The 25,782-nt window shown below is 41.9% G+C and carries 26 protein-coding genes and 1 riboswitch; of the genes, 21 read left to right on the top strand and 5 right to left on the bottom strand.

Annotated features, from left to right (window positions below; translation table 11 throughout):
• Nucleotides 1–49: 49 nt before the first annotated feature.
• From der to RTX25_RS12695, 3 genes are all read left to right on the top strand, one after another.
• Complete coding sequence (gene der, locus RTX25_RS12705) at nt 50–1,366, top strand: ribosome biogenesis GTPase Der (RefSeq protein ID WP_312654252.1); 1,317 nt, start codon at nt 50–52, stop codon at nt 1,364–1,366.
• 258 nt (nt 1,367–1,624) lie between these two features.
• Nucleotides 1,625–2,968 carry an SH3 domain-containing protein gene (locus tag RTX25_RS12700; protein ID WP_312654250.1) on the top strand — a complete coding sequence of 448 codons (1,344 nt, stop codon included), beginning with the start codon at nt 1,625–1,627 and terminating at the stop codon, nt 2,966–2,968.
• A gap of 175 nt (nt 2,969–3,143) precedes the next feature.
• Nucleotides 3,144–3,395: a hypothetical protein gene (locus tag RTX25_RS12695; protein WP_312654248.1), complete on the top strand. Its 252-nt coding sequence runs from the start codon at nt 3,144–3,146 to the stop codon at nt 3,393–3,395.
• An 85-nt stretch (nt 3,396–3,480) separates the two neighbouring features.
• On the opposite strand, the gene RTX25_RS12690 is transcribed toward RTX25_RS12695, so the two are convergent.
• Complete coding sequence (locus tag RTX25_RS12690) at nt 3,481–4,047, bottom strand: hypothetical protein (protein WP_312654246.1); 567 nt, start codon at nt 4,045–4,047, stop codon at nt 3,481–3,483.
• On the bottom strand, nt 4,028–4,420 hold the full coding sequence (locus RTX25_RS12685) for a hypothetical protein (RefSeq protein WP_312654244.1): 393 nt from the start codon (nt 4,418–4,420) through the stop codon (nt 4,028–4,030). Before RTX25_RS12685 ends, RTX25_RS12690 begins: the two co-directional genes overlap by 20 nt.
• A 175-nt stretch (nt 4,421–4,595) precedes the next feature.
• Nucleotides 4,596–4,778: riboswitch (cobalamin riboswitch) on the bottom strand.
• Between the two features lie 234 nt (nt 4,779–5,012).
• Between RTX25_RS12685 and helD the strand changes: the two genes are divergently transcribed.
• A complete protein-coding gene (helD, locus tag RTX25_RS12680) occupies nt 5,013–7,286 on the top strand; it encodes an RNA polymerase recycling motor HelD (protein ID WP_312654242.1) in 2,274 nt (757 codons plus the stop codon).
• A 72-nt stretch (nt 7,287–7,358) separates the two neighbouring features.
• Here helD and RTX25_RS12675 read toward each other — a convergent pair whose 3' ends face one another.
• Complete coding sequence (locus RTX25_RS12675; protein ID WP_312654241.1) at nt 7,359–7,862, bottom strand: GNAT family N-acetyltransferase; 504 nt, start codon at nt 7,860–7,862, stop codon at nt 7,359–7,361.
• A gap of 109 nt (nt 7,863–7,971) precedes the next feature.
• On the opposite strand from RTX25_RS12675, the gene RTX25_RS12670 reads away from it, so the two are divergent.
• The 6 genes from RTX25_RS12670 (at nt 7,972) to RTX25_RS12645 (ending at nt 15,091) form a co-directional block, all read left to right on the top strand.
• Nucleotides 7,972–9,123: an exonuclease SbcCD subunit D gene (locus RTX25_RS12670; RefSeq protein WP_312654239.1), complete on the top strand. Its 1,152-nt coding sequence runs from the start codon at nt 7,972–7,974 to the stop codon at nt 9,121–9,123.
• Entirely contained in the window at nt 9,120–12,152 is a 3,033-nt protein-coding gene (locus tag RTX25_RS12665; protein WP_312654237.1) for an AAA family ATPase, read from the top strand. The genes RTX25_RS12670 and RTX25_RS12665 overlap by 4 nt, the downstream gene beginning before the upstream one ends.
• Nucleotides 12,153–12,500 carry a Spx/MgsR family RNA polymerase-binding regulatory protein gene (locus RTX25_RS12660; protein ID WP_312654235.1) on the top strand — a complete coding sequence of 116 codons (348 nt, stop codon included), beginning with the start codon at nt 12,153–12,155 and terminating at the stop codon, nt 12,498–12,500.
• 313 nt (nt 12,501–12,813) lie between these two features.
• Nucleotides 12,814–13,551: a DUF3784 domain-containing protein gene (locus RTX25_RS12655; RefSeq protein ID WP_312654233.1), complete on the top strand. Its 738-nt coding sequence runs from the start codon at nt 12,814–12,816 to the stop codon at nt 13,549–13,551.
• Between the two features lie 58 nt (nt 13,552–13,609).
• Entirely contained in the window at nt 13,610–14,695 is a 1,086-nt protein-coding gene (locus tag RTX25_RS12650; protein ID WP_312654230.1) for a M20/M25/M40 family metallo-hydrolase, read from the top strand.
• Nucleotides 14,696–14,707: 12 nt separating this feature from the next.
• On the top strand, nt 14,708–15,091 hold the full coding sequence (locus tag RTX25_RS12645; RefSeq protein WP_312654228.1) for an SdpI family protein: 384 nt from the start codon (nt 14,708–14,710) through the stop codon (nt 15,089–15,091).
• A gap of 55 nt (nt 15,092–15,146) precedes the next feature.
• Here the strand turns inward: RTX25_RS12645 and RTX25_RS12640 are convergent, their stop codons facing one another.
• Nucleotides 15,147–16,181 carry a PTS sugar transporter subunit IIC gene (locus tag RTX25_RS12640; protein WP_312654226.1) on the bottom strand — a complete coding sequence of 345 codons (1,035 nt, stop codon included), beginning with the start codon at nt 16,179–16,181 and terminating at the stop codon, nt 15,147–15,149.
• 18 nt (nt 16,182–16,199) lie between these two features.
• Nucleotides 16,200–17,873 (bottom strand): NFACT RNA binding domain-containing protein, encoded by a 1,674-nt coding sequence (locus tag RTX25_RS12635; RefSeq protein WP_312654224.1) that lies wholly within the window; start codon nt 17,871–17,873, stop codon nt 16,200–16,202.
• 166 nt (nt 17,874–18,039) lie between these two features.
• On the opposite strand from RTX25_RS12635, the gene RTX25_RS12630 reads away from it, so the two are divergent.
• The 11 genes from RTX25_RS12630 to RTX25_RS12580 form a co-directional block, all read left to right on the top strand.
• Nucleotides 18,040–18,903, top strand: a complete 864-nt coding sequence (locus RTX25_RS12630; protein ID WP_312654222.1) for an ATPase, T2SS/T4P/T4SS family — start codon at nt 18,040–18,042, stop codon at nt 18,901–18,903.
• Nucleotides 18,854–19,858, top strand: coding sequence for a type II secretion system F family protein (locus RTX25_RS12625; RefSeq protein ID WP_312654220.1), 1,005 nt, complete (start codon nt 18,854–18,856; stop codon nt 19,856–19,858). The genes RTX25_RS12630 and RTX25_RS12625 overlap by 50 nt, the downstream gene beginning before the upstream one ends.
• Nucleotides 19,845–20,297 (top strand): hypothetical protein, encoded by a 453-nt coding sequence (locus tag RTX25_RS12620; RefSeq protein WP_312654218.1) that lies wholly within the window; start codon nt 19,845–19,847, stop codon nt 20,295–20,297. The genes RTX25_RS12625 and RTX25_RS12620 overlap by 14 nt, the downstream gene beginning before the upstream one ends.
• 19 nt (nt 20,298–20,316) lie before the next feature.
• Nucleotides 20,317–20,670: a hypothetical protein gene (locus tag RTX25_RS12615; protein ID WP_312654216.1), complete on the top strand. Its 354-nt coding sequence runs from the start codon at nt 20,317–20,319 to the stop codon at nt 20,668–20,670.
• Nucleotides 20,654–21,091, top strand: a complete 438-nt coding sequence (locus RTX25_RS12610; RefSeq protein WP_312654214.1) for a hypothetical protein — start codon at nt 20,654–20,656, stop codon at nt 21,089–21,091. The genes RTX25_RS12615 and RTX25_RS12610 overlap by 17 nt, the downstream gene beginning before the upstream one ends.
• Nucleotides 21,081–21,473: a hypothetical protein gene (locus RTX25_RS12605; protein ID WP_312654212.1), complete on the top strand. Its 393-nt coding sequence runs from the start codon at nt 21,081–21,083 to the stop codon at nt 21,471–21,473. The genes RTX25_RS12610 and RTX25_RS12605 overlap by 11 nt, the downstream gene beginning before the upstream one ends.
• A gap of 3 nt (nt 21,474–21,476) precedes the next feature.
• Nucleotides 21,477–21,986: a shikimate kinase gene (locus RTX25_RS12600; RefSeq protein WP_312654210.1), complete on the top strand. Its 510-nt coding sequence runs from the start codon at nt 21,477–21,479 to the stop codon at nt 21,984–21,986.
• A 203-nt stretch (nt 21,987–22,189) separates the two neighbouring features.
• Nucleotides 22,190–22,747 (top strand): elongation factor P, encoded by a 558-nt coding sequence (gene efp / locus RTX25_RS12595; protein ID WP_312654208.1) that lies wholly within the window; start codon nt 22,190–22,192, stop codon nt 22,745–22,747.
• Between the two features lie 317 nt (nt 22,748–23,064).
• Nucleotides 23,065–24,117 carry a C4-dicarboxylate TRAP transporter substrate-binding protein gene (locus RTX25_RS12590; RefSeq protein ID WP_312654206.1) on the top strand — a complete coding sequence of 351 codons (1,053 nt, stop codon included), beginning with the start codon at nt 23,065–23,067 and terminating at the stop codon, nt 24,115–24,117.
• A gap of 106 nt (nt 24,118–24,223) precedes the next feature.
• Complete coding sequence (locus RTX25_RS12585) at nt 24,224–24,748, top strand: TRAP transporter small permease (protein ID WP_312654204.1); 525 nt, start codon at nt 24,224–24,226, stop codon at nt 24,746–24,748.
• Nucleotides 24,748–25,782 (top strand): TRAP transporter large permease (locus RTX25_RS12580; RefSeq protein ID WP_312654202.1); only part of this gene is annotated, 1,035 nt, incomplete at its 3' end. The genes RTX25_RS12585 and RTX25_RS12580, both read left to right, overlap by 1 nt.

Genomic DNA, 25,782 nt, shown 5'->3' with positions numbered 1-25,782 from the left:
ATGATTAGATGTAAAGAAACAGAAACGTGAAAGAATAGAGGTGAAGTAAATGGCAAAACCAATAGTAGCAATCGTTGGTAGACCTAATGTAGGTAAATCGACATTGTTCAATAAGCTGGCAGGTCACAGGATTGCCATAGTAGACGATACACCCGGTGTAACTAGAGATAGGATTTATGCAGATGCAGATTGGCTGCAATATGAATTTAAATTAATCGATACTGGTGGTATAGAACCGAAGTCAGATGACATCATACTGGCACAGATGAAGAGACAGGCGCAGATCGCAATAGATACAGCAGATGTCATCATCTTCCTTGTTGATGGTAAGCAGGGACTGACAGACTCGGACAATGAAGTGGCTACAATGCTAAGAGTAAGCAAGAAGCCGATTGTGCTTGCAGTAAATAAGGTGGATAACCTGAAGGATGAAGCCAATACATACGAATTCTACAATCTGGGCATCGGCACGCCAATAGCCATATCCTCAGGACAGGGCTTGGGGCTTGGCGATCTTCTCGATGAAGTTGTCAGCCATTTCAACGAATACGAGACAGAAGAAGACGATGAGTACATCAGAGTCGCTTTTGTAGGAAGACCTAATGTGGGTAAGTCTTCTCTGATCAATAAGCTGGTAGGAGAGGAGCGCTCAATTGTTACGGATATTCCGGGAACAACAAGAGATGCCATCGACAGTTACATTGAATCCGAAGAAGGCAAATTCATTCTGGTGGATACAGCAGGACTTCGTCGAAAGTCGAAAATCAAAGCGGAAATCGAACGATATTCCGTGGTGAGAACACTGACAGCCATCGAAAGAGCAGATGTTGTAGTACTCATGGTAGATGCTGAAGAAGGTGTTGCTGATCAGGATGAGAAGATCATCGGATACGCACATGATATGAAGAAAGCCATCATGGTTATCGTAAACAAATGGGATCTGATCGAAAAAGACGACAAGACAATGGATAAGTATCTGAAAGAACTCAAAATGAGTCTTAAATTTATGCAGTATGCGCCATATCTTTTCATATCGGCTTTGACAGGACAAAGAACTCATAAAGTTCTGGGCATGATCAGAAACTGCTATGACAACTACAACAAGAAAATCGGTACAGGAGTACTGAACGATGTCATTGGAAAGGCTCTTCTACAGAAAGAACCTCCGATGATCGGTACAAGAAGACTCAAAGTGTTTTATGGAACGCAGACCGGTGTTAAACCTCCGACATTTGTGTTTTTCATCAATGATACTGGGGCCCTTCATTTTTCCTACTCGAGATATATTGAAAATCAGTTAAGAGAAGCATTTGACTTTTCGGGTACGGGTATTAAAATCGAATATCGGGAAAAGAAAAAAGATTAGCTGAATAAACTAACCTCCGTGAACTGGATAACCGGTACACGGAGGTTTTATTAATTTTATATAGTATGCATAAAAATGAATATTATTATCATGATTCTGTATTTTATATATAATCATGACTATCATTTCTTCATTGCATGAATAGAGATAAACCCTTATATCATAATGGTTTGTTCACATTATTGTTTTTGAATTGATACTAATTAAACAACTTCAGGTTGTATAATTAATGTATAATCTCATTCAGGAGGGAGAGAAATGAAAAAAATGGCAAGAAAGTTTTCGATTTTGCTTGTTATCATCGTTTTTTTCTCGTGGTCGGGATTTACAGCTCTAAATGATTTCAACGGGAACCCTAATGCCGACCGTCTTTTAGATGTTATGGCAGCTGACGACATCAGAGTGACCACAGCGAATCTTAATCTGCGAAGCGGACCGGGTACCAGTTATAGTATTCTTGCTGTTATCCCTAAAGGCACTAAGGTGAATGTGATCAGTGTCTCAGGCAATTGGGCTAAAGTGACCTATTCCGGTAAACAGGGTTATGCCAGCATCTCCTATCTGACTAAGGTTACTACCAACATCATGGTGACTACGGCAAATCTTAATATGAGAACCGGACCTGCCACAAGCTACAGCATCATCAGAGTTATTCCAAACGGTGCACAGGTGACTGTGTTAAGTACCAGCAGCGGCTGGGCAAAAGTGACATACGGCGGCAGCACAGGGTATGCATCACTTAGCTACCTCAAGCCGGCAGGCACGACTACTCATCCACCGACATCAGCAGATATCAGAATCACTACGGCAGAACTGAATCTCAGAAGCGGACCTGGAACCAGCTACAGCATTATCGCAGTGATGCCTTCAGGAGCCAAGGTGACGGTACTAAGTGTTTCTGGAAGCTGGGCAAAAGTGACTTATGCAGGAAAAACCGGATATGCACATACCGCTTATTTAGTTAAGCAGGGAACCTACGCGTCATCTACGGTCATCACGAAAGGTCTTGTTACTTCAAGTTCCAAACAGATTGCACTGACATTCGATGCGGGCTGGGAGTATGCGACGACAATCCCACTGCTTAATATGCTCGACCGTTATGGCGTCAAGGCAACTTTCTTCCTGAGAGCATACTGGGTAAGAGACAATCTCGCTTTAGCAAAAGAGATTCTTAAGAGAGGTCACAGTATCCAGAATCACTCCTTAACTCATCCTCATATGAAGACGATGACAGAGAGTGAAATCAGAAATGAATTTGTACAGTCGACGAAGATTTTCAGAGATTATCTGGGCATCACACCTAATCAGTTCAGACCACCGTTTGGGGAGTATGATTCCAGAGTGCTGAAAATTGCAGGAGAACAGGGTTACAAGTACACAGTAATGTGGTCGATAGACACCATTGACTGGGCTGAGTCATCGGGAGGGGTAACCATCACTAAGGACTACATCACGAATAAAGTGCTGAATAACGTCACCGACAAAGATATCGTACTGATGCACATCGCTTATCAGAAAACAGTAGACGCACTGCCAAGAATGATCGAAACACTGAAGAGCAGAGGCTATACGTTCAAGACTGTGCCTCAGATGGCGCCTTAACATCGTATGAATAATATGGAAATGAAAAAAGAGGTGGACAGCTGTTCACCTCTTTTTAAATAAAATAATTTTGATTTTCGTATAAAAAGGGGGAAAATCCCGAAGAAGTTCGGGGTTTTTCATGCCTTAATTATGATAGAATTATGGAAATCAGAAAATAAGGGCAGGTGTTAGTGTGCAAAATGAGATCAGCTTTAAAGAAAATACCGGATTCATTCTGATTTCAACAGGGTTTCTGCTTCTCATAACATCCTTATACTTTGAACATACGCGGGTAAAACCTGTAATGATGATCACGGGCATTGTACTTATGCTTGCTGCAGCTCTTAATGAGGCTATTACAAAGAAAAGAAACCAGACATTAATGGAGACTTTCAGCCTTGTTCTGATTCTTCTGTGGGGGATACTCCACATTATGATCTGGTAATCACGTTAACATCTTAATCTCCCTCATATCATCCTATAGTAAAGAACCGGACCTCTGGAATAATCCAGAGACCCGGTTCTACTTCTTATAATAACTTTCTATCTGATTGTTCACATCTTACAGGCCTCATGTGAGGCTGGTACTTGTCTCTAAGCCTTGTAAGCAGGCTGTAGAGAGGTTTGAAAAGAAAGAGTACCACAACGAAATTGGATCCTCCATGGATTAGGTCAAAGGGAATGCCTCTTGTCCAGTAGACAATTCCATAGGAAATTCCGTAAAAGAAGGATTCGAAAATCGCAAAGACAAAGCCGAAGGTGAGTCCGAAAATTAAGGCTGTGATGGCATATGGCCATTCTGAATGCGTCCTTCGATGAAGCAGTGCAGAAATTCCGATCAGGAGCGGCCAGATGAAGTAATAAACCAGCAGCCATGTCTGCACGCCATAAAAGAAGATTTCTGTAGTTGAAAAAATCAGTGCAACGATAAAGGTCTTTCTGAATCCGAATACCGAAGCATAAACCATAAAGAGCAGAGTGACAATTTCAACATTAGGGATCAATACCAGCGCCATTTTCCCTGCGGTCAATGTGGCGCTCAGGAGTGGGATGAGGACGATATCCCAGACGGTGAAGTTAGAATCCCTTAACTTCAAAAGTGTACACGTCCTTATCATTTACTGGTATTTCTTTTATCCCTACCATGGCATCTTCCCCATTGATATTAATGTTGAAAAATTCTTTCGTGATATCTGTTTTGTACCCCTTAAGTCCGATAAGCATTGGACCATACTGTGTTTCTTCTGTCTCGAGCTGAAGTTCTTCACTGTACTGTCTAAGCAGACCTTCCAAGTAAAGTTCATCAGATCTGAAGCTTTCACTGAAACTGATGTCTTCACTTTCAATGATGATGTTGATGGTGACTTCTTTGCTGCCTTCTTCACCTTTTGGTGAAAGTGCCTTGTAAACGCCCAGGCCACCCAAGAGCAGCACCAGAATGATCAGCACCGATGTGATTTTTTTGTTCATGTTTTTCCTCCTTGCTGTACTTGACGTACAAACGAATAATTAATCCACACAATAAAGCAGAAGGTGTTTAGAGAAAAGGTGTACAAGGGGAAAATAAAAAGCACCCTTATGGGTGCTGCAAATAGATCGTTCAACAAATACACAATCTATTCTGACACCTCATGACCCGTGAGGAGATTCTCAAAAATATATAGGCAGGTCTTCCGGCTTGACTATGTAAAAGAGTTATCCTTCCCAGAAATATCCAGTGGATCAATTAACTCTTAAGAGTCTTACGGCGGCGGGACCGCACAGGCTTAACCTGTTTCCCTCTTAGTGCCAAGATGCTATCGTGGCAACCTATATGATTAAAATTCTATTTTATTGTGTTTCTTATAAGTCCATTATATCAGATAAAACGAGAAGTTCCAGTGTGTGAAACAGGTAGTTTTTACACTGATTCGGATAAAAAATTATCATTTTCCGAGGAGACCACTGTAAGAAGGAATGCCAAGGGTGACCTGCTATGGTATACTGATTTCTGTCAGATTTTCATCGATATGATACATCAGAGATCTTAACTGACAATGGACAAAACGAAAAGAGGGATAAAATGTCTATGAAGGAACATATAGATTATGAGAAAGAAACAGCAAGGCTTGAAGAGACCATATCTTATATCGTTAGAATCATATCACTTGTTGTGGATAAAAGACTGAAATACAGACAGGATATGAGAGAAGCTTTTACGGAGCTTGATGATATGGACAGCAGCCTCAGCTATGCGAATATACTTTTGAATACAAAACTTCTGGATTCACTTGAGCAGAATTTCAGCCTGCTCAAGAGATCAAAGGATCACCCTTATTTTGCCAGAATGGATATCAGGCAGTCGGATAAGGACAAATTGGAAGAAATATACATCGGGAAAATATCTCTATTTGATGAATCTATGGACACACCGCTGGTTGTCGACTGGCGTGCGCCCATTTCCAGTGTCTATTATGATGGCAGACTAGGCAGAACGAGATACAGCGCCTATGGAGAAGAATTTGAAATCGATCTTCATCTTAAAAGGCAGTACACCATTGAAAACGGAGAGCTTAAGCATTTTGTGGATGTGGATATTTCCATGTCTGATACCTTTCTGCAGGCGACACTGGAAAATCATGCCAGTGACAAGCTGAAGGACATCGTCTCCACCATTCAGGCCGAGCAGAACGACATCATAAGAGCAGACATCCATAAACCGCTTATCGTTCAGGGCGTAGCAGGAAGCGGTAAAACAACCATTGCGCTTCATCGGATTGCCTATCTTATCTATACCTATTCCGATTCGTTTAGTCCTGAGGATTTCATCATCATTGCACCGAACAATCTGTTTCTTGACTATATTTCAGGTGTACTTCCTGAACTTGGCGCAGAGAAGGTCAGGCAGACCACGTTTATTGATCTCATGATGGAAATTCTTGGTCAACGCTTCAAGCTGACAGATCAGAACGAAAAACTGTCCATGCTTCTTCGCAGTGACAGTCAGAAGGAAACTGATATAAGGATCCGAGCATCAGCATTCAAGAACAGCATGGTGATGAGGGATATCCTTGAAGAACATCTGAAAAATCTCGGTGAGCACTTTCTTCCGGATGAGGATTTCATCTTTGATGGGGACGTGCTCTATACCCGAAAATACCTTGATGATATGTTTCATAACAGTTATACCTACCTGCCATACTTCAAGAGGATCGATCAGATCAGACAGTATCTGGAAAGTAAGGTCAAGGAAGCTGTAAGCAGCAGAATTTCGAAAGTGGAAAATATCTATGAGAACAGGATGAACAGAGTGAGGCTTAAAGAAGCTCCATCTGAAGAGCGTAGAGGAAAGCTGAAAGAGCTGATGAAAATGAGGGATGAAAGAATCGGTGAGCTGAAAAAGAGCAGAAAGAATCTCATTCGTGACTATTTCAGGAAGATGGATTATGAGGATACCCTCACCTATTATCTTCAGCTGATGACGGACGAAAATTTCATTTCAGGTTTTGTCGAGGAAAAAGACTTTGAAGTTGTGCAGTACGTGGTCGAAGATACCCTCAGAAGGGCGAGAACCAAGGAGCTTGAAATTGAAGATCTTGCACCGCTGGCCTACATGCACAGCAGGCTCTATGGAGTGGAGTCTTCAGTTAGGGTGAAGTATGTGGTTATAGACGAAGCTCAGGATTTCAGTGATTTTCAGTTCTATGCTTTAAGAAATATCCTGAATACCGACAGATTCACAATACTTGGCGATCTTTCTCAGGGGATTCACATGTACCGGTCCATAAGTGACTGGACATACCTCAAGAATCATATTTTTAAAGAAGAGACCAACTATCTCACACTCCTGCAGAGTTATCGTACGACAATTGAAATTATGGAATCTGCAAACGAAGTGCTCACAAGGTCACCCATCAGAGATCTGACCCTGGCAAAGCCGGTTGTAAGACATGGCAAAAAACCTGCTGTTAAAGCATACATGAGTGAAAGAAATCTTATAAGAGGAATTCTGAACACCATGAACGCATGGACAGAAGAAGGATATACAACCATTGCTGTCATCACGAAGACTGCAGCAGATGCCGCTCATCTGCATAAAGCTCTCAAGCAGTCAAAAGACCTTGACATCAGCCTGATCGGCGAAAAGGCAGTTCACTTCACTGAACGGTATGTGGTCCTTCCTGCGCACATTGCAAAAGGCCTTGAATTCGATGGAGTCATTGTAACGAATCTGAATGATGCATATAAAATCACAGAGCTGGATGCCAAACTGCTCTATGTTGCCATGACACGAGCAATGCACAGACTTTCTGTGCTTTTCCTGGAGGGCAGTAATCCGTATTTCAGTCAGGACTGAAAAAATAAGACCGCATTCCTCTGAATGCGGTCTTGATATTTCACTGAAACGTTCTTATTTCGCCAAAATATGTTAATCAATATTGATATCAGACACAGTGGTTATAGGTACTTCTGTAAACCCCATGGATTCGTAAAGCCTAAGTGCATCTGTATTTTCTACTGTGACATAAAGGTAGAGCGAGTGGAAGCCTTTTTTATACAGCTCAAAGGCTGCGCGGTTTATAAGAAGCGTGGCGTAGCCGAGCCTCTGATCTTTCTTACGGGTAAAGGTGTATGTAATGGTGGGTTCATCACGATAAAGACAGACAAGGACTCCTGCGCTGACCTGATCATTCTCCATGAGGAGAAATGAAGAATCCTGCATGAAGGGTCCATAGCAGCCCCTGTAAACCCGTGTGATCTCGTCGATGGTCTGAGTGAGGGTTTCCCCCTCGTAATCGACGGTATCTCTGTAGGCATCTAGAAATGCATCTGCCATGACCTCAAGATAGGAGAATTCCGCAGGAACGAGCTCATGAGAAAAAACCATAGGTTCGTCACTTAACCTGAGACTCATACGAATTCTTTTTGGCATGAACACCACCTCCTAAGGTTATTCTACTATATTTTAGGTAGGATTGCGTTGTATTGTCAAAATAATTCAGCTAAACTTTAAGTTAACAGATGAAAGGAGCATTATAGATATGAAAATTCTTCACGTAGCGGATTTACACATCGGAAGATACTTTAATGGCGTATCATTACTGGCGGACCAGAAAAAAATGCTGAATCAGATTATAAATGTCATTAAAGAAGAGGATCCACAGGTAGTCATCATAGCCGGGGATATCTATGACCGGTCTATTCCAAGGGAAGATGCAGTAAAAGTGAACGACGGATTTCTCACAGAGCTCGTCAGACTGGGGAAGAAGAACATCCTCATTACAGGTAATCATGATTCCCATGAAAGAGTGGGATTTCTCAACTCACTGCTCGAAGATAAGGGACTTACAGTGGAAAACAACGTAAAGAGGCCTCTGAGATGCATCACCTTAAAGGATGAATTCGGACCTGTGGAAATCTATCTGTTTCCATATCGGGACACGGCTAATCTCAAGACAATCTATGAACTTGAAACTTTCAGGGATGACACACTTGTTTATGAAAGAATATTCAAAGAAAGCGTAAAGAAGAACACCAACAGAAAGGTGCTTGTCTATCACGGTTTTGTTGCAGGGTCAAACAAAGAGGCGGTTGTTGAAAGCGAATCCGAGCGGATTCTTTCAGTGGGCGGACATGACTATATCCGCACCAACGTCTTCGAGCCGTTCAATTATGTGGCTCTAGGACATCTTCATAAACCTCAGTGGGTTGTGGAGGGGAAAATCAGATACTCAGGCTCTCCGATGAAATACTCCTTTTCTGAAGAAAATCATAGAAAAAGCATCAGCATCATCGAACTGAATGAAGACGGGAAAGTCGATCTTAAGGAGATTCCTCTGGTTCCGGAAAAAGATGTGGTGACCCTGCAGGGCAGCTTCAATGAAATAATGAACATGAAATATACGGGTAATCCGGAAGATTATATCAGAGTGATCCTTAAGGATACAGAAGAGATTCTGGAGCCCATGATGCGTCTGCGCGTAAAGTTTCCCAATATCCTTGAACTGCAGAGGGAAAGGGATCAGAACAAGATTCTCAATGAGTATAAGGATTACAGCATCATTCAGAAGAAAGACATCACAAAACTCTTCAAGGACTTCTACAGGCTGAAGAATGACAGGGATATCGAAGAGTCAAACCTGGATGTGATCCGAGAAATTGTTGAAAGTCTGGAAGGAGGGAGTATTCTATGAAACCACTGGATCTGACCATCAAGTGTTTCCTTGGGTTCAAGGAAAAAACGGAAATTGATTTCAGGCCATTATACGAAGACAAGATCTTTCTCATCACAGGTCCTACAGGAGCGGGAAAGACTTCGATATTTGATGCGGTATGCTACGCTTTATATGGTGAAGGAAGCGGAGAAACAAGAACCAAGGCAAAGTGCTTCAGAAGCCAGATGGCTGAGGAAAACGAGGAAATGGAGGTCTCTTTGTCATTTGAAGTCAAAGGACAGCTTTATCATGTCCGGAGAGTGGAGACTGCAAAGGGCGTCAACAAGGCCTATTTCTATACCGAGAACGATCCCGAGAAGCTTCTTGTCAAAATCAAAGAAGTGAATACGGAGATTGAGCAGATCATCGGACTTAATCTGGATCAGTTCAAAAAAATTGTGATGATTCCACAGGGAGAATTTCGTGAATTCCTGACTGCCGGAACTAAAGACAAGTCAGATATTCTGAAGAAACTTTTCTCTACAGAGCAGTATGAAAAGCTGCAGTGGATGATTAAAGAGCGTTATGACGCTTCAAGAGCAGCTGACCGCAAACTGGTCATGAAATTCAATGAGATCCTAAAGGAAGCGGGGATGGAAGGCAAAGACATCGAAATGGGACCCGATGCTCTTCTGGAGATGCTTCAATCAGCTGAAGAAGAGATTGCCCATATGCAGAAGGAAATTTCCGAATTGACGCAAAGGCAGAAAGAGATTGAGAAAGAAATCACCGAAACGCAGAAGAACAATTCGGATCTCGAGACATTCCAGAAAGTGCGTGAAGAATACGGTAAATACCGTAATCTGAAGAAGACTTTTGAAGACAAGGAAAAAGAACTGAAACTTCTGAGAAAGATTGAAATGATTACCCATACGGAAAAACAGCTGGCTGATAAGGAAAGCGAAATCAGAAAGCTCCAGACAGATATCACAATTCTGTCAGAGGACAGAAAGAAGATTGCACAGTATCTTGATCGTTGCAGAAAAACTCTGACAGCGGTTACCGACGAAGCCATCAATCTTGATGAAAAGAAGACGAAGAAAAACAGGTTGGAAGATCTGCTTCTGAAATCGAAAAGACTCTCTGAAGCAAATCTTCAGCTGGAAAAGCTCAATCAGAAAGGACTTGAATTCGAGAAAAAACTTGCCTTTCTTCGCAAAAAAGAACGGGATCTGTCCGCTCTTATGGAGGATGAGAAAGTGGCATCCCGAGAACTTCATGATGAAAAGGTCTGTCAGATGGAACTCAAAATGAAGCTTCAGGAGTCGAGCAGCCGTCTGAAGACCATGGTCACACTGTTCAATAAAGCGCAGAAACGTGACGAAGTGGAAGATAACATCATCAGACTGAGAAAAGAAGAAGAAAATCTGGGAAGAAATCTTGATGTTGTAAGCAATGCGTATCTTCATGAACTTGAAAAAAGAAATCAGTCCTACGCTCAGATACTGCGTTCAGAACTTACAGACAATGATCCATGTCCGGTCTGTGGATCACTTGATCATCCTTCGGTCATTCGGGACGTTCAGGAGTTTGATGAGATTACACTTAAGAATCTTGAAGAAAAGAAGAGAAACCTTGAAAAAGCGCTTCAGGAGAAGAAGTCAGATGTGAAAAACTGGATCAGAAATCATGAAGATCTGCTTGAAGAAATCTTCATCATGGGGGATGAGAACGGAATAAACACATTTAAACTGGATGATCTTCGTATCATCGGTGGCGATGAGAAAGAGAAATACCGAAGGCTGGAAAATAAACTTGCTGAAAACATGACTTCCGTAAACCGATGCACCACTAACCTTGATACTGTCAATGAAAGGATCAGAGTTTGCAGGAAAGACCTTGATTCCCTTGACGATCTCATCAAAGCGAGTGATGAAGCAAAAGCCATGATCAATGACCTGAAAGGGGAAATACGTTCGCTTCAGAATGAAGGGGTCCCTAAGGAATCCTTTGGGCTGAGTGCCCAGATCAAAGAACTGGATCGGATCATTTCGGATATCAGCTTGAGACTTGAACAGGCAAAAAAGAGCTATGAGGAATGCTACAATCAGGACCAGAACTTAAACGGACAGGAAAGTGCACTGAACCAGACCCTTATTTCAGCACATGAAACAGCTAAGGGGTTAAAAGATCAGTTCTTCAAAAAATTGGAATCAGCAGAAGTACCAAGAGATATCTATGAAATGAATAAACATAAGGTTTCAGAGATAGACCAGATTGACGAAGAAATTGTATCTTTCTTCAAGGGATATAATGCGGCTAAAGGCGTATATGAGAATCTCCGTGCAAAAGGAGATACTCTGCGTCATAAAGATCTCGCTCCGATACGTACCCATCTTCAGGAAACAGAGCAGACTCTGTCAGATAAAAATCTATATCTGAAGGAAGCGGGAATTCTTGTGCATAATCTCAGACGTTCCCATGAGAGGCTGGGTGAAATTCACGTAAAATATCTTGAAAACAAAGAGAAACTTGCGGTTATTCAGGACCTTTATGATACAGCCAATCTGGGCATGGGATTTGAAACATTCGTCCAGTCGTATTACTTTGAAGGGATACTCATCCGAGCAAATGAAAGACTGAGAAAAATGACCGAAGGCAGATATCAGCTCAAGAGAAGAAACGAAACTGAGAACAGACGAGAAAAAATAGGACTTGGACTTGATGTCTTTGATGAGTATACTGGGAGAGAGAGAGATGTACAGTCTTTATCAGGTGGAGAAAGCTTTAAAGCCTCTCTGTCGCTTGCGCTGGGGCTTTCTGATTTTATTGAGAGTCATAAAGGCAGTGTGAATCTGGAAACGATTTTCATTGATGAAGGATTCGGTTCACTGGATCAGGATTCACTGGACAACGCGCTGGAGAGCCTTCTTGAACTCAATATGTCCGGCAGAATCGTGGGTATCATATCACATGTCACCGAACTTAAGGACAGAATTCCAGGAAGACTGGAAGTGAGTACTTTGCCAGGTAAAGGCAGCAGAATCAGAATTAACGGAGGGATATAAATGCAGATGGTATGCTATTCAAGATGCGGGACATGTATGAAAGCCAAGAAATTTCTCATGGCTCATAATCTGGAATTTGAGTATCGGGAAATTATTGAAGACAATCTGACGCTGGATGAGCTGAGAGAAATCTACAGAAAAAGCGGTCTGCCGATTAAAAGGCTGCTCAACACAAGCGGGACCGTATATCGTGATCTCGAGATGAAAGATAAGGTAAAGACTTATAAGGATGAGGAGATTCTAAAACTGCTATCAGAAAATCCTATGCTTGTGAAAAGACCGGTACTGATCAGAGATGAACTTGTTTTAGTCGGATTTAATGAAACAGAATGGGAACAGCTTACCTGATGGTATAAGACACAGAACATAGGGGGGAAACATGAAAAAAAGCAGAAACGACAAGAACGCACTGTACTGGAAAATCGGAGTAGTGTCAATTGTACTGTCCATCGTATTCTTTATTGTCGCATCATTACTTCCTTAGCCTGAAAAATCAGATATAAGAGAAAATCAGAAACAGGTTGGAATAGAAATATTCTGATCTGTTTTTCCATATTTACATGGATTACCGTCTGGCTTTGGTGTATCATCAAGATAAACAAAACACTATTACAGATATACTGATTGATATTTATTATCAATAGGAAGAAGGAGAGAAATCATGTTTTTCTATCTACTGATGGCCGCCACTATGCTGATTATGGGGCTTGTCGTGCATAAAGGCAAAGCCTATTTTCTGATTTCCGGTTACAATACCTATTCCAAAGAAAAGAAAGAAAATGTAGACGTTGTTTCTCTGGGGAGACTTATGGGCTACTATGGATACAGCAATGCCGCTGCATTTTTTATAGCAGGCATGTTCAGGGTTTTCGGATCCGAAACTGAGCTGATACCTGTTCTTGTTTTCTTCGGTTTATCCACAATGGTGCTCATTGTCAGAGCACAGAAGTATGATGGGAATATGCATGATGAACAGGGTATGATGACTAGAAAAGGTAAGATTCAGACGTATCTTATCGTCATCATCTTAGGAGGCACCTTCCTTTTTGTGGGATACATGATGTATGCCTCCTCACGAGATACAAGAGTCACCATTGACGAATCGGGAATGGAAATCCATGGAATGTATGGAGATACCTATCTGTGGACAGAAGTGAAGGAACTCACACTACTTGAAGAGATACCTGAAATCACAAGAAGGACAAACGGGTCAGCCATTGGTTCTATGCTTCGTGGGCAGTTCAGAATGAAAGAATTCGGGTCAGTCAGACTATTTATCGATGCGGATGTCTCACCTTATATCTCTTTTGTCCAAGACGGCAAAAGAATTATCTTCAATCTGGGCGAAGAGTCAAAGACGAGAGAGCTTTTCGAACAGATGAAGAAGATCGACAAATGAGACGAAGCCTGTATCAAAAGGGAGAATCATACCGGAAGAAAAGGAGTGTTATGAATAAATGGCAGATTTAAAATTTATGGAAGAGTTATCCAACGCGTTTGGTCCTGGAGGATTTGAAGAGGATGTGGTCAGGGTCATCAAGAAATATACGGAAGAATTTGATGTCACCATGGACGCCATGAACAATGTCTATGTTGAACTTAAGGGAAATACAGGAAACAGGCCTAAAATCATGCTTGACGCGCATCTTGATGAAGTGGGATTTATGGTGCAGGCCATTGATCACAAAGGTCTTCTGAGCATCGTTCCTCTTGGTGGGTGGGTGAGCAGCAATGTTCCAGCGCACAGCATGATCATCAAAACGCAGAAAGGTGAATATATCAAAGGGATTGTTGTATCAAAACCGCCTCATTTCATGACACCGGAAGAAAAGACTGACGGAAAAATCCATCTGGAAGAGCTGAAAATTGATGTCGGATGCACCAGCAGAGATGAGGTCATAGATGATTTTGGAATTAACCCGGGTGATCCTGTTTCACCTGATGTCACTTTCTCCTATAACGAAAAGAATGGAATCATGCTGGGTAAGGCTTTTGACAACAGAATAGGATGCCTTGCTGTAATCGAGACTTTGAAAAGGCTTAGTACTATGGAGCTTTCCTGCGATGTCGTCGGGGCTCTAGCTGCACAGGAAGAGGTGGGAACAAGAGGTGCACAGGTTACAGCTCAGGTCGTCAGACCGGATTTTGCCATTGTGTTTGAAGGGTCTCCGGCTGATGATATGTACTACGACGAGTTCAATGCACAGGGAGCACTGAAGAAAGGAGCTCAGATCAGGCATCTGGACCAGAGTTATGTCAGTCATTCCGGTTTCATCCGTCTGGCAAAGCATGTAGCGGAAAAAAATGAGATCAGAGTTCAGAGTGCAGTGAGAAGAGGTGGAGGCACCAATGCCGGGAAGATTCATCTGGCAGCAAAGGCTGTCCCTGTACTTGTTGTTGGCATACCTTCCCGCTATGTACATACACATTATTCCTATGCTGCACATGAAGACATCGATTCTTCTGTGGAACTTGCTGTAAGCACCATAAAGGCTATGGATACTGATGCTATGGATAACCTTTTGAAAAAACAGTTCCTGTAAACGAGGTGATTTATGCTTGCTTTTTCTCTTTCCATCACAGTACTTCTTTCTCTTACAATGATCGGATTTGGACATATTTTCATAAAAAGACCACCCAAGAACATTAATGCACTATATGGGTATCGCACAAGGATGTCATGTTTAAACGAGGATACCTGGAAATTTGCACATAGGTACTCGGGTCAGGTGTGGAGTAAGAGTGGAATGATTATGACTATCCTGTCACTGCCGATCATTATCGGCTTAAGGAAAACAGAACGATACGAAGACTATATGCTGATTCTTTTCTATTTTCAGATGGCTGTACTGCTTGCGGTAATTCCCATAACAGAACGGGCGTTGAGAAGGATTTTTGACAAGAATGGAATCAGGTTGCATGAAGAGAGAGAGATTTGAATTACTGCAAACTAAAAAAGCTGAACTAACATGATGTTAGCCAGCTTTTTTTTGTTTACAGTTTCATATCGCCGGGTCTGATGTGGCCTTTCTTTCTCATGAATTCTGATATGACCAGCGTCAGAACTGCTGGAAGAATGACGTGCATAAGGATGATCAGCATGATGGTTCGTGTATCTGAACCCATGACACTCACTGCGTCGAATTGTCCCACGAGCCCTGATGTACCCATTCCTGCACCTAGTTTTGATCCTTCCATTTTGAATACCGCACTGGCTATCGGACCAAGAATTGCTGATGCCAGTGTAGGGGGAATCCAGATTTTCGGATTTCGTATGATATTTGGTATCTGAAGCATGGATGTACCTATGCCCTGAGAGACCAGTCCACCGATTCCATTTTCTCTGAAGGAGGCTACTGCAAATCCGACCATCTGAGTTGCACAGCCAACAGTCGAAGCGCCTGCAGCAATTCCTGATAGCCCTAGAGATACTGAAAGGGCTGCCGAGCTTATCGGTAGAGTCAGGACCATACCCATGACCGTTGAGACGATGATACCCATGGGAACTGGCTGAAGCTCAGTTGCACGGTTGATCAGACTGCCGAGGAAAGTCATGAAGGCTGCGATGAAGGGCGAAATATAAAATCCGACCAGGCCACCGGCAACGATGGCTGCTAGAGGGAGAAGAACGATTTCGATTTTTGTCTTTCCCTTCAGAAATTTGGTCAGTTCGGCTGCAACAAGTGAGGCGATGAGTGCACCAACCGGTTCTCCGATTTTAGCGACCATGGCACCATCGGTCAGTGTAAATGTTCCTGCTCCGATGGCACCGACCACTACTGATGCAAATATCCCCAAGGGAGGTGCGCCTACACTGAAAGCGACAGCAGCACCGATTGCAGGACCCATAAGACTTTGAGCGATGGTTCCGAAGCTGATGAGTGTTTCGATATTTAAAAGTGTACCCAGCTGCTTGATGATGAGACCTATGAGCAGCGATGCGAATAAGCCCTGCGCCATACCGTTGAGTACTTTGATCGAGTAGTCGGTTATCTTTTTACGTTCATTGTTCTTTTTTACCTTAGTCATGTCTAACACCTCTTAATGCTATTCTTGTCTTTGAATTCTAGGTGCCTCCGGATCCACATATAAGGTTTTGTTTGTTGAATAGATAACCATACCTGGTTTCGCCCCAGAAGGTTTTTTGACATGCTTCACCAGGGTGTAATCTACAGGGACCTTGGTGGATTTAGAGGCTTTGCTGAAATATGCAGCAAGGTTTGCCGCCTCAAGTAATGTTTCATTATTAAAATCGTCGCTTCTAATTATGACATGGGAACCGGGTATGTTCTTGGTATGGAGCCATGTATCGTGTCTGCCTGCAAATTTCGTCGTGAGGTAATCATTCTGGGTATTGTTTTTGCCCACAAAGATGTCGATGCCTTCGGACGATCTGAAATGCAGGGGTTTTGAAATTTTTTCTTTCTTGCTTTTCGGTTTTTTAAACCGCAGATAGCCTGCAACCATGAGCTCCTGACGGATGTCCTGTATTTCGTTTTCGTTTTCCAGGTTATCCAGTGAAAGAAGTATGGAGACAAGGTAGTCTTCTTCCTCAAGGGCTAGTATCTTCTGCCCCTTGGCCATTACCTCAGAACGTTTTTTCTTGTTATATTTGTTGTAGTAGACCTCGATATTCTGACTGATCGTTTTGGAGGAATTGAGCCTGATTTCGATATCTTCATTGGTATAATAGTTCAGAAGTGTAGCCTTCTCCATACCGTCCTTCAAGGCATACACATTTGCTGACAGGATTTCTCCTCTAAGCCTGAACTCATCCTTATCCATTGAGTCTTCAATGGCCTTATCAAGCAGCTCAATTTTTTTCCTAACTCTCTGCAGATTATTGTTGAGGATCTTCTGTAGGTCTGAGGTTTTGGATTTGATTCTATCCTTAGCATCTTTTTCGCTGACAAAGGTTTCCAGAGCCAGGGATGGTGAGTCGAATTCCAGATACGTTTCCTTGAAGGGGTAACTGGTCACGTCCTCAAAACCTTTTTCAGATTTCAGGATGAAGAAGCGGCTGCTCTTTCCAAGGCTTTCAAGTATGTGCCTGGTGAATTCCATCGGATCTTCATTCTGATAAATGCTGTAGATATAATGGGATGTCTTTTTGGATACCCCTGCAAAGGTCCTGCTGAAAAAGTCTTCTTCGAAATCAAGTGATTCCAGACAGCTTCTCAGTTCGTCATCTGTGTAATTCAGAGGATCAAGCTTGTCGCTTTCTGGTGGAGTCACATAAGTTTTTCCCGGAAGCAGAGATCTGTAGGAGTTTTTCAGCGATGAAACATGCTTTATGCAGTCAACGATGGTTCCTTCCTTGTCTCTGATAAGTATGATGTTGGAATGCTTTCCCATCATTTCGATGGAGAGAGTAAATGCCTGGTCATAGCCAAATTCATCGTATCCGATAAAATTCAGATTGATGAGTCTGTCTCCATTTACCTGATTGATCTCGACGAGTTTTGATCCCACGAGATGTTTTCTCAAAACCATGAGAAATAGTGGAGCCTGCATGGGGTTTTCTTTTGCGATGTCCGTATAATGTATACGCGCATAAGCGTTGTTCGATGTGAGCAGAAGTTTTCTGTTGCCGCCGGTTCCCCTCATCTGCAGAATGACTGTATCCAGTTCAGGCTGCGAAATTTTGTTCACCTTAGCTCCGATCAGCTCATCTTTTAGTTCTTTGACTATATTACTGAAAAAAATCCCATCTAATGCCATTTCTAATTTCTCACGGATAAGCTTTCCGCGTTTCCTCCTTGTTGTACTTTTTGCACATTGCTCTGCAATCAAATCTAATTATATCTTATTTTTTCTATCCCACCAAATATTGCATAAACAAATCTTTAATTCCCATAATAAATACAAACTGGAGGTGAAAAGAATTATGGAATTGGACCAGATCATCAGTCAGGGCATCGAAGCGGGTGCTTCAGATATTCATTTTATTCCTTCCGGAACTACTGTGAATCTGTATTTCAGAAATGGGGATGACCTGGTCCCTTTGTATGAAATGGATCATCTCAAATATCAGGTGCTGGTGCAGAAGGCGAAAGCTATGGCTCAGATGAATATTTCGGAAAAAAGAATGCCTCAGGATGGAATACTGAAAACCGGAAATCTCAGTGTGAGAGTCAGCACGCTCCGCTGCATACATGGAGAGTCTCTTGTCCTTAGACTTTTCAGAAAGGAACTCATTACACTTGAAAACCTTGGTATTTCTCCCATGACCCAGTCACAGATCATGAAGAGGCTGATTGAGAAAACGGGAATATTTCTCATCTGTGGGGAGACAGGAATGGGGAAAAGCACAACTATGTATGCCATGATGATGAAACTGAGAGATGAACGGCTGAAAGTGATTTCTATTGAGGATCCTGTTGAAAGGGAGATTGAAGGTATTGTTCAGACGCAGATCAATGAGACATCGGGTTTCGGGTATGAGAGGGCGATTTTCGCCGCATTGAGGCAGGACCCGGATTATATCTGTATAGGTGAAATCAGAAGTCGTGAAACCGCAGGTGCACTCATAAGAGCTTCACTGACCGGTCATCGAGTAATATCGACCATACATGCACATGATTTTGACAGTGCAAAACGAAGGATAATGGATTTCGGAATCAGTGAAGAATACATTTCAGTATCCCTCACAACCGTAATGAATCAGAAGCTATACTTTGAGCGTGGAAGGAGAAGAGTAAATGGCTGCATGGAATTTTACGAAGATCGTGTTTTTTCAAAGGATAAATAGAATCAGTAAAGAAAAATTCAGTAAAGAGAAGTTCTTCTATGAAAAAGGGAATTATCTGAGAAACGGAATCAGCCTGACCGAGGCACTCGTGATCTCAGAAGATAAAACCGATCTGAAACTGAGAGAGATGATTCTTGATGGTCTCCGATTGTGTGACGCGATGAAATCCCTCAATGTATTTAAAGATCGTGAACTGAGTCTGATCAGACTTGCAGAAGAAACGGGAGATATAGCGGGTACATTTGAGTCGATTCATATTACACTGAAGGATGAAAGGGAGCTTAAAGAAAAAATAATGACAGTCCTCCTGTATCCTTTGCTGCTCCTTGTTTCAGCTGTGATATTCTTTTTAGCGGCCGTATATTACATTGTTCCTCCACTACATACGATGCTCATGGGACTTGGTACAGAGAACAAAATTCTTGCTGTCATATACGAAATCGGGCGAAAAATTCCCTTTGGTTTTATGAGTCTGATTCTTATACTCATCGTCTCATGTGGCATTCTGAATCTCAGAGATAAAGAAAAACTGTTCCGCCTCGTACTTGGAAAAAACATGAAAAAATATCAGGAGCTCAGATTCATAGATGAGCTTCAGCTTCTTTCCGGAGGGGGGCTGGATCTTCTGGAGTGCTTCAAGCTCCTGGAAGGAGAAGGATATCCGTGCCACGGACTTGCAGAGAGAATCATAGAAGGAACAGGGTTCAAAGAGGCGTTCAGAGAAGAAGGTTATTCTTCACTGCTTGTGGGATATCTTACCATGGCCGAAGAAACAGGAGACTACCATGTGGCTTTTCAATCATACATCAAACTTCAGAAAGTCTACTTCAGAGATTTTCTGAAAAAGAGAACTGCTATGATTGAGCCTTTATCGATTGTAATCATGGGCGCTGTTGTATTTATGGTGTCGTTTCTCATTATGATTCCCATGCTGGATGCCTATGAAAACCTTTAGAGGCAGTTTTCTCATGGAAGGAATGATCTGTGTATTCATCATGGGCATCTTAATCGTGATGGGTTCCTCAGGGCTCCCAAAAGAATTCTCAGAAAGCGTAGAGGAAGCTCCTGTCATGCTGCTCGGTCTCATCAATGAAGAGATGAGGGAGTCTGCATCCACGATGAAAGGCAGTCAGATCAGAACAGACGGAAACTTTGTTTTTCACATGAATCATAAGCAGGTTGTAACAAAAAGAATTTATTTAGATAAAGGGGTGAGGATCTTTTATGGATCCTATTTTGATCCGAAATTCACATCCACGACAAACTTCAGTTTTCTCATTAACGGAACTGGGTCACAGAACGGACGCATCTCTTTTTATCGTAATGGCATACTTGAACGTGACATCATGGTGCATCTGGGTACACTGACCATGGATATCCGTAGTCCGAAGTGATTGAGTGGGAGAAGAGAATGTGATGGAAAGATGTGGAAAAGGATTTATAAATGTGTTTTTTCTAGGTGGGCTATTGATCATCCTCATGTGTTCTCTTGTGCTCACAGAAGAGGCAGGAAGGATGCGCACAAAAAGAGCTGAGCTGGAGAATATGCTGGCGTTTGATTACAGGGTGGAAGCATATTATCTCCTCATTGAAAGCGGGGCATTATCCTGCGAAAAGGAAAGAGCGTATGGCAGTTTATCTGTATATGAAATTGAGGAACATAGGGAAGGGGACAACTATATCACCATCGAAAAACTTGAAGACAGGACTCTGATAAAGGGTTACTTCAAAGGCGTAGAGAGGACATCTTATGAAATATCAAGATAAAAGCGGTAGATTTCTGGTGGAGTTCATGATGTACATGGCTTTATCCGTGTTTTTCATGAGCACATCGTTCAGACTTTATATCGGAATCAGGACGGACTATAAAAAGAACCTCTCTTTCCTCAAACATACGGATTATGCATATCACACATTTGAAGTGCTGAAGGTGGATCTTTATACCCATGCACAGTCATTCGCACTCTCAGGAGATATGCTGCATATCCGAAAAGAGAACTATGTTGTGGGAAATGAAATCATACTTCAGCAGAGAGGGTCAAGGCTTGTTTATCTATATGGAACGACACTTCAGGAACTGTGTCACGATCTCGTGAAGGTTGAAATGAATCAGATCGGCGACATTCTTCTGATCACACTTATATTCCCGGATGTGACCTATGAAAGAGGGTATGACATTGGAACATAAAAAAGGCAGTATGATCTATATGATGATGATACTGATTCTCTGCAGTACATTTCTGATTAGAAACCACAGGCTTTTCAGAAGCCATATTTATCTTGAACGGGGAATCTATTCCATGGATGTCCGGGTTCATGAGTTCAATGTATCGCTTAAATTTATTGAAGCCTCTCTGAACGCGCGTTTTGTAAATGCTGAGGAATTCCTGGTTTATATCAGATCTGGTCGGAACATTTCTATAGACATCTTCACTATTACATACGATTCAAGTTATAATAAAGATGGAACAGATATGATTCTAGTTCTGGACAAAAGTCTGAACTATCTCAGAAAGGTCAAGGTCATCGAGGAAGATGGTCAGCTTAAGCTGATCAGTAAGGGAGTCTGATTTGTGAAGAATATATATTTAGTCGGTATGCCGGGAAGCGGCAAGAGTACCCTTGGAAGACTGATCGCGCAGGAAATGAAGCGAGTATTTATGGATACAGATGAGGAAATCAGGAAAAGATTCGGCTGCACACCTGAACAGATCATTTTACTTCAGGGAGAAGAAAAGCTTCGGGAAGTGGAGAAAGAGCTGCTTTCAAAATTGTTGTCAGAATCGGGACTCATCATATCCACCGGTGGCGGATTTCCTGTTTATAACGAGAATATGAAACTCATGAATAAATCCGGTATTACAGTATATCTTCACTATGATGTGAGTGATTTATGGGAAAGACTGGAGAATGACCGTAAAAGACCGCTGTCTTCATCACTTAAATCCACTGAGAGTCTTCTGAATAAACGGGAGAATATTTATAAAGAAGCACAGATCAACCTCTGCGGAGCAGAGGATTTGGAGTTGAATCTTACACAGATACTGGGCTTGATCAGAGAGAGATTTCCTGAGGAGTTCTGATAACGGATTTATCTTCATCAGGACAAATTCAATATTTATTGCCAAAGAGAAGTCAATCTGATAAAATATCCTTGGTTAATTGCAGAAAGATCACTTATACAGACAGAAGGCAAACCTTTATCAGGAAACCCCTAACCTTCTGTTTACGATGTCGATACTGATTGATATCTGATTATAATAAGGGGAATTTTGGAGGTAAAAAAATGATTTCAGCTAGTGAATTAAGAAAAGGTACAACATTCGAGCATGAAGGGAATGTATATGTCGTGCTAGAATTCCTGCATGTCAAGCCAGGTAAAGGTGCAGCGTTTGTTCGTACAAAACTTAGAAATGTTATTTTAGGTGGCACCACAGAAACCACATTCAATCCTACGACAAAGCTGCTTGAAGCTGTCATTGAAAGAAAGGAAATGCAGTACCTTTATAATGACGGTGAGCTATACTACTTCATGGATCAGGAGACATTCGAACAGATTCCTCTCAACTATGAAAAAGTGGAAGATGCCATCAAGTTCCTGAAGGAAAACAATTTTGCAGTGATCAAGTTCTACAAGGGTGAAGCTTTCTCAGTTGAAGCACCGAATTTTGTTGAACTGCAGATTACCGAAACAGAACCAGGAATCAAGGGTAATACAGCAACCAACGCGCTTAAACCTGCAACCGTAGAAACCGGCGCAATGGTCATGGTTCCATTCTTCATCAATGAAGGAGATTCAATAAGAGTGGACACACGTACTGGGGAGTACATGGAAAGAGTTTAATTGAATAACAGAAATCACATAAAAGAGGTCTTGATTAAGATCTCTTTTTTTCGCGTATTCTTATAGTGAGAGATATGGTCCGATATTAAATCCTTTGATTGCCTAAGCATTTAACTGCTGAAATATATATTTAAACCTTTACATGAAAATAACATTGTGTTAACATTAGTTGACTGGAAAGTTTACAGGAATTGTGATACGCAGATTCTCACGCGGTGTAAAGGTTGGTAACAGTGGGTATGCGGACTTACATTTTTTGTGGATAATCTGATATTTTTATGTGTGGCAAAAACGCCACAGAAGAAAGGGGATACTTCATGAAAAAAATCGCAATGTTGCTTGCAACTCTGTTAATGGCAACTACCATCGTCGCTTGTGGCAGTAAAGATCCTGAAACACCATCTGCTCCTGAAACTCCTGGAGCGGAAGAACCTGCAGCTACAGAGAAAAGAAAAATCACCATCAGCACAAAGTTCGTTGAAGATGAACAGACTGCTATATCTCTTGTTAAGGTTGTTGACGCAATCAATGAGAGAAGCAACGGTTCACTTCAGATGGAGCTGTTTACAAGTGGAACACTTCCTATCGGAAAAGATGGTATGGAACAGCTTGTAGCTGGTTCAGACTGGATAGTGGTAGATGGTGTAAACTTCCTTGGTGACTATGTTCCGGATTATAACGCTGTAACTGGTCCATTCCTTTATACAACATTCGACCAGTATCTTGCTATGACAAAGACTCCACTTGTTCAGGAGCTTAATGCGAAAATCGAAGCTGAACATGGAATCAAGGTTCTTTCTCTTGACTGGGTTTTCGGTTTCAGAAGCATGATGACCAAGAAGCCAATAAAGACACCTGCTGACATGAAGGGACTGAACATACGCGTTCCTACCAGCCAGCTGTACACTTTTACAATCGAAGCTATGGGTGGAAATCCGGTTTCAATGCCTTATCCTGATACATATGCTGCAATACAGCAGGGTGTAATCGATGGTGTCGAAGGATCCATTATGACTTATTATGGTACACAGCAGTATGAGAACGTCAAGGAGTATTCCTTAACAAACCATCTGCTTGGAGTATCAACAGTTGCAACTTCAACAAAACTTTGGGAATCACTGACAGAAGAGCAGAGAACAATTATTTCCGAAGAGTTTGAAAAAGGTATGCAGGACAACTTAGATGAGACAATCAAGGCTGAAGACGAATTTGCTGAGCTGCTTAAAGCAGAGGGTGTAAACTTCCATGAAGTTGATGCAGAAGCATTCCTTAAAGCAGCAGAACCTGTCTATACTAAGTTCCCACAGTGGACTCCTGGAATCTATGAAAAGATTCTTGTAGAACTGGAGAAAATCAAGGCAGAACAATAAGAACTTAGATCATTAATTTTTAAACAATAGCATTTCCCTTCTCGAAGGGGAATGCTATTGAAATTATGTAACAAAGATATTTGTTTCAGTATTATAGGAGGATAAGATGAAAAAGAATTTAAGAAAGTTCTTAGTGAACTTTGAGTTATATATCGGCGCTGTATTCCTTGCAGTGACGACTATCCTAGTAATCATTAATGTTTTTACACGATATTTCCTGTCGTTTACATGGAACTGGTCTGAAGAAGTCGCTGTTGCAGCTTTTGTATGGGTAATTTTTCTTGGCTTTGCTAACGCCTACAAAACAAAGGGTTTAATCGGTGTAGAAGTGCTGACGGATCTTGTACCAGATAAGTTCCAGCCCGTTATCGTCATGATCACATCGGCAGTGGTTACAGTTCTGTCTACGACAATGCTGGTACTGAGCTATAAGTATTTCAGCAATTCCACAAAGATCACAGCTGCACTTGAATTTTCATATAAATACATATATGTATCGATTGTAATTTCTTTTGCATTAATCACAGCATATTCAATATACTTCCTAGTTCAAAGCATCAGAAAAGTTTTCACAGGTAAGGACATCAAACTTGAGATTGGTGATCCGGAAGATCAGGGGGTTGAAGAATAATGGAATCATTACTACCAATTATCGTACTTTTCGTACTATTTTTTCTGAATATACCAGTGGCATTTGCGCTCATGGGCGCGTCATTATTTTACTTTATTTTCATCAATACATCTATGCCGATGGAGATGGTCATACAGCAGTTTGTAACCGCTGTCGAATCTTTCCCGTATCTGGCCGTTCCATTCTTTATCATGGTGGGCTCGGTCATGAATTATTCGGGCATTTCAGGTGCACTCATGGATTTTGCGGATGTACTGGTCGGACACACCAAGGGTGGTCTTGCTCAGGTTAATGTTCTTCTGAGCGCATTCATGGGCGGAATTTCAGGATCTGCAAATGCAGATGCAGCTATGCAGTCTAAAATACTTGTACCTGAAATGGTAAAGAAAGGCTTTTCCAAACCATTCTCAGCTGCAATCACTGCAGCTTCATCGGCCATCAGTCCTGTTATACCACCAGGAACAAATCTGATTCTTTATGCACTTATCGCAAATGTTACTGTAGGCGATATGTTCCTTGCGGCATACATGCCAGGAATCATGATGACTATCGTTCTGATGATAGCAGTCCATTTGATCGCTGTAAAACGAGACTATAAGCCATCTAGAGCAAAGATGTCTTCGCCGGGCGAAATCTTCAGACAGCTGATCAAATCAATCTGGGCGCTCATTATTCCTTTTGGAATCATCATGGGAATGCGTATGGGTGTATTCACACCTACTGAAGCTGGAGCAGTTGCGGTACTGTTCTCGGTGATCGTCGGTTTCTTTATCTACAAAGAACTGAAACCATCACATCTTCCGATGATTTTTATGGATACTGTTAAGGGTACCGGTGCTGTAATGGCAATCATCGCCAGTGCAAAAGTATTCGGATATTACCTCACACTGGAAAGAATCCCACAGATGATTACAGAATTCATGGTGAACATGACAGACAGTCCGATTGTCATTCTGCTGGTCATCAATCTTCTGCTTCTCTTCGTTGGTATGTTCCTTGAAGGTGGAGCTGCGCTGGTTATTCTTGCACCGCTT

Source organism: Proteiniclasticum sp., from assembly GCF_032054185.1.
In the GTDB taxonomy this organism is placed as follows: domain Bacteria; phylum Bacillota; class Clostridia; order Clostridiales; family Clostridiaceae; genus Proteiniclasticum.
Note: the sequence above shows the minus strand (reverse complement) of the source record. Positions and strands in the feature narration are given on the sequence as shown.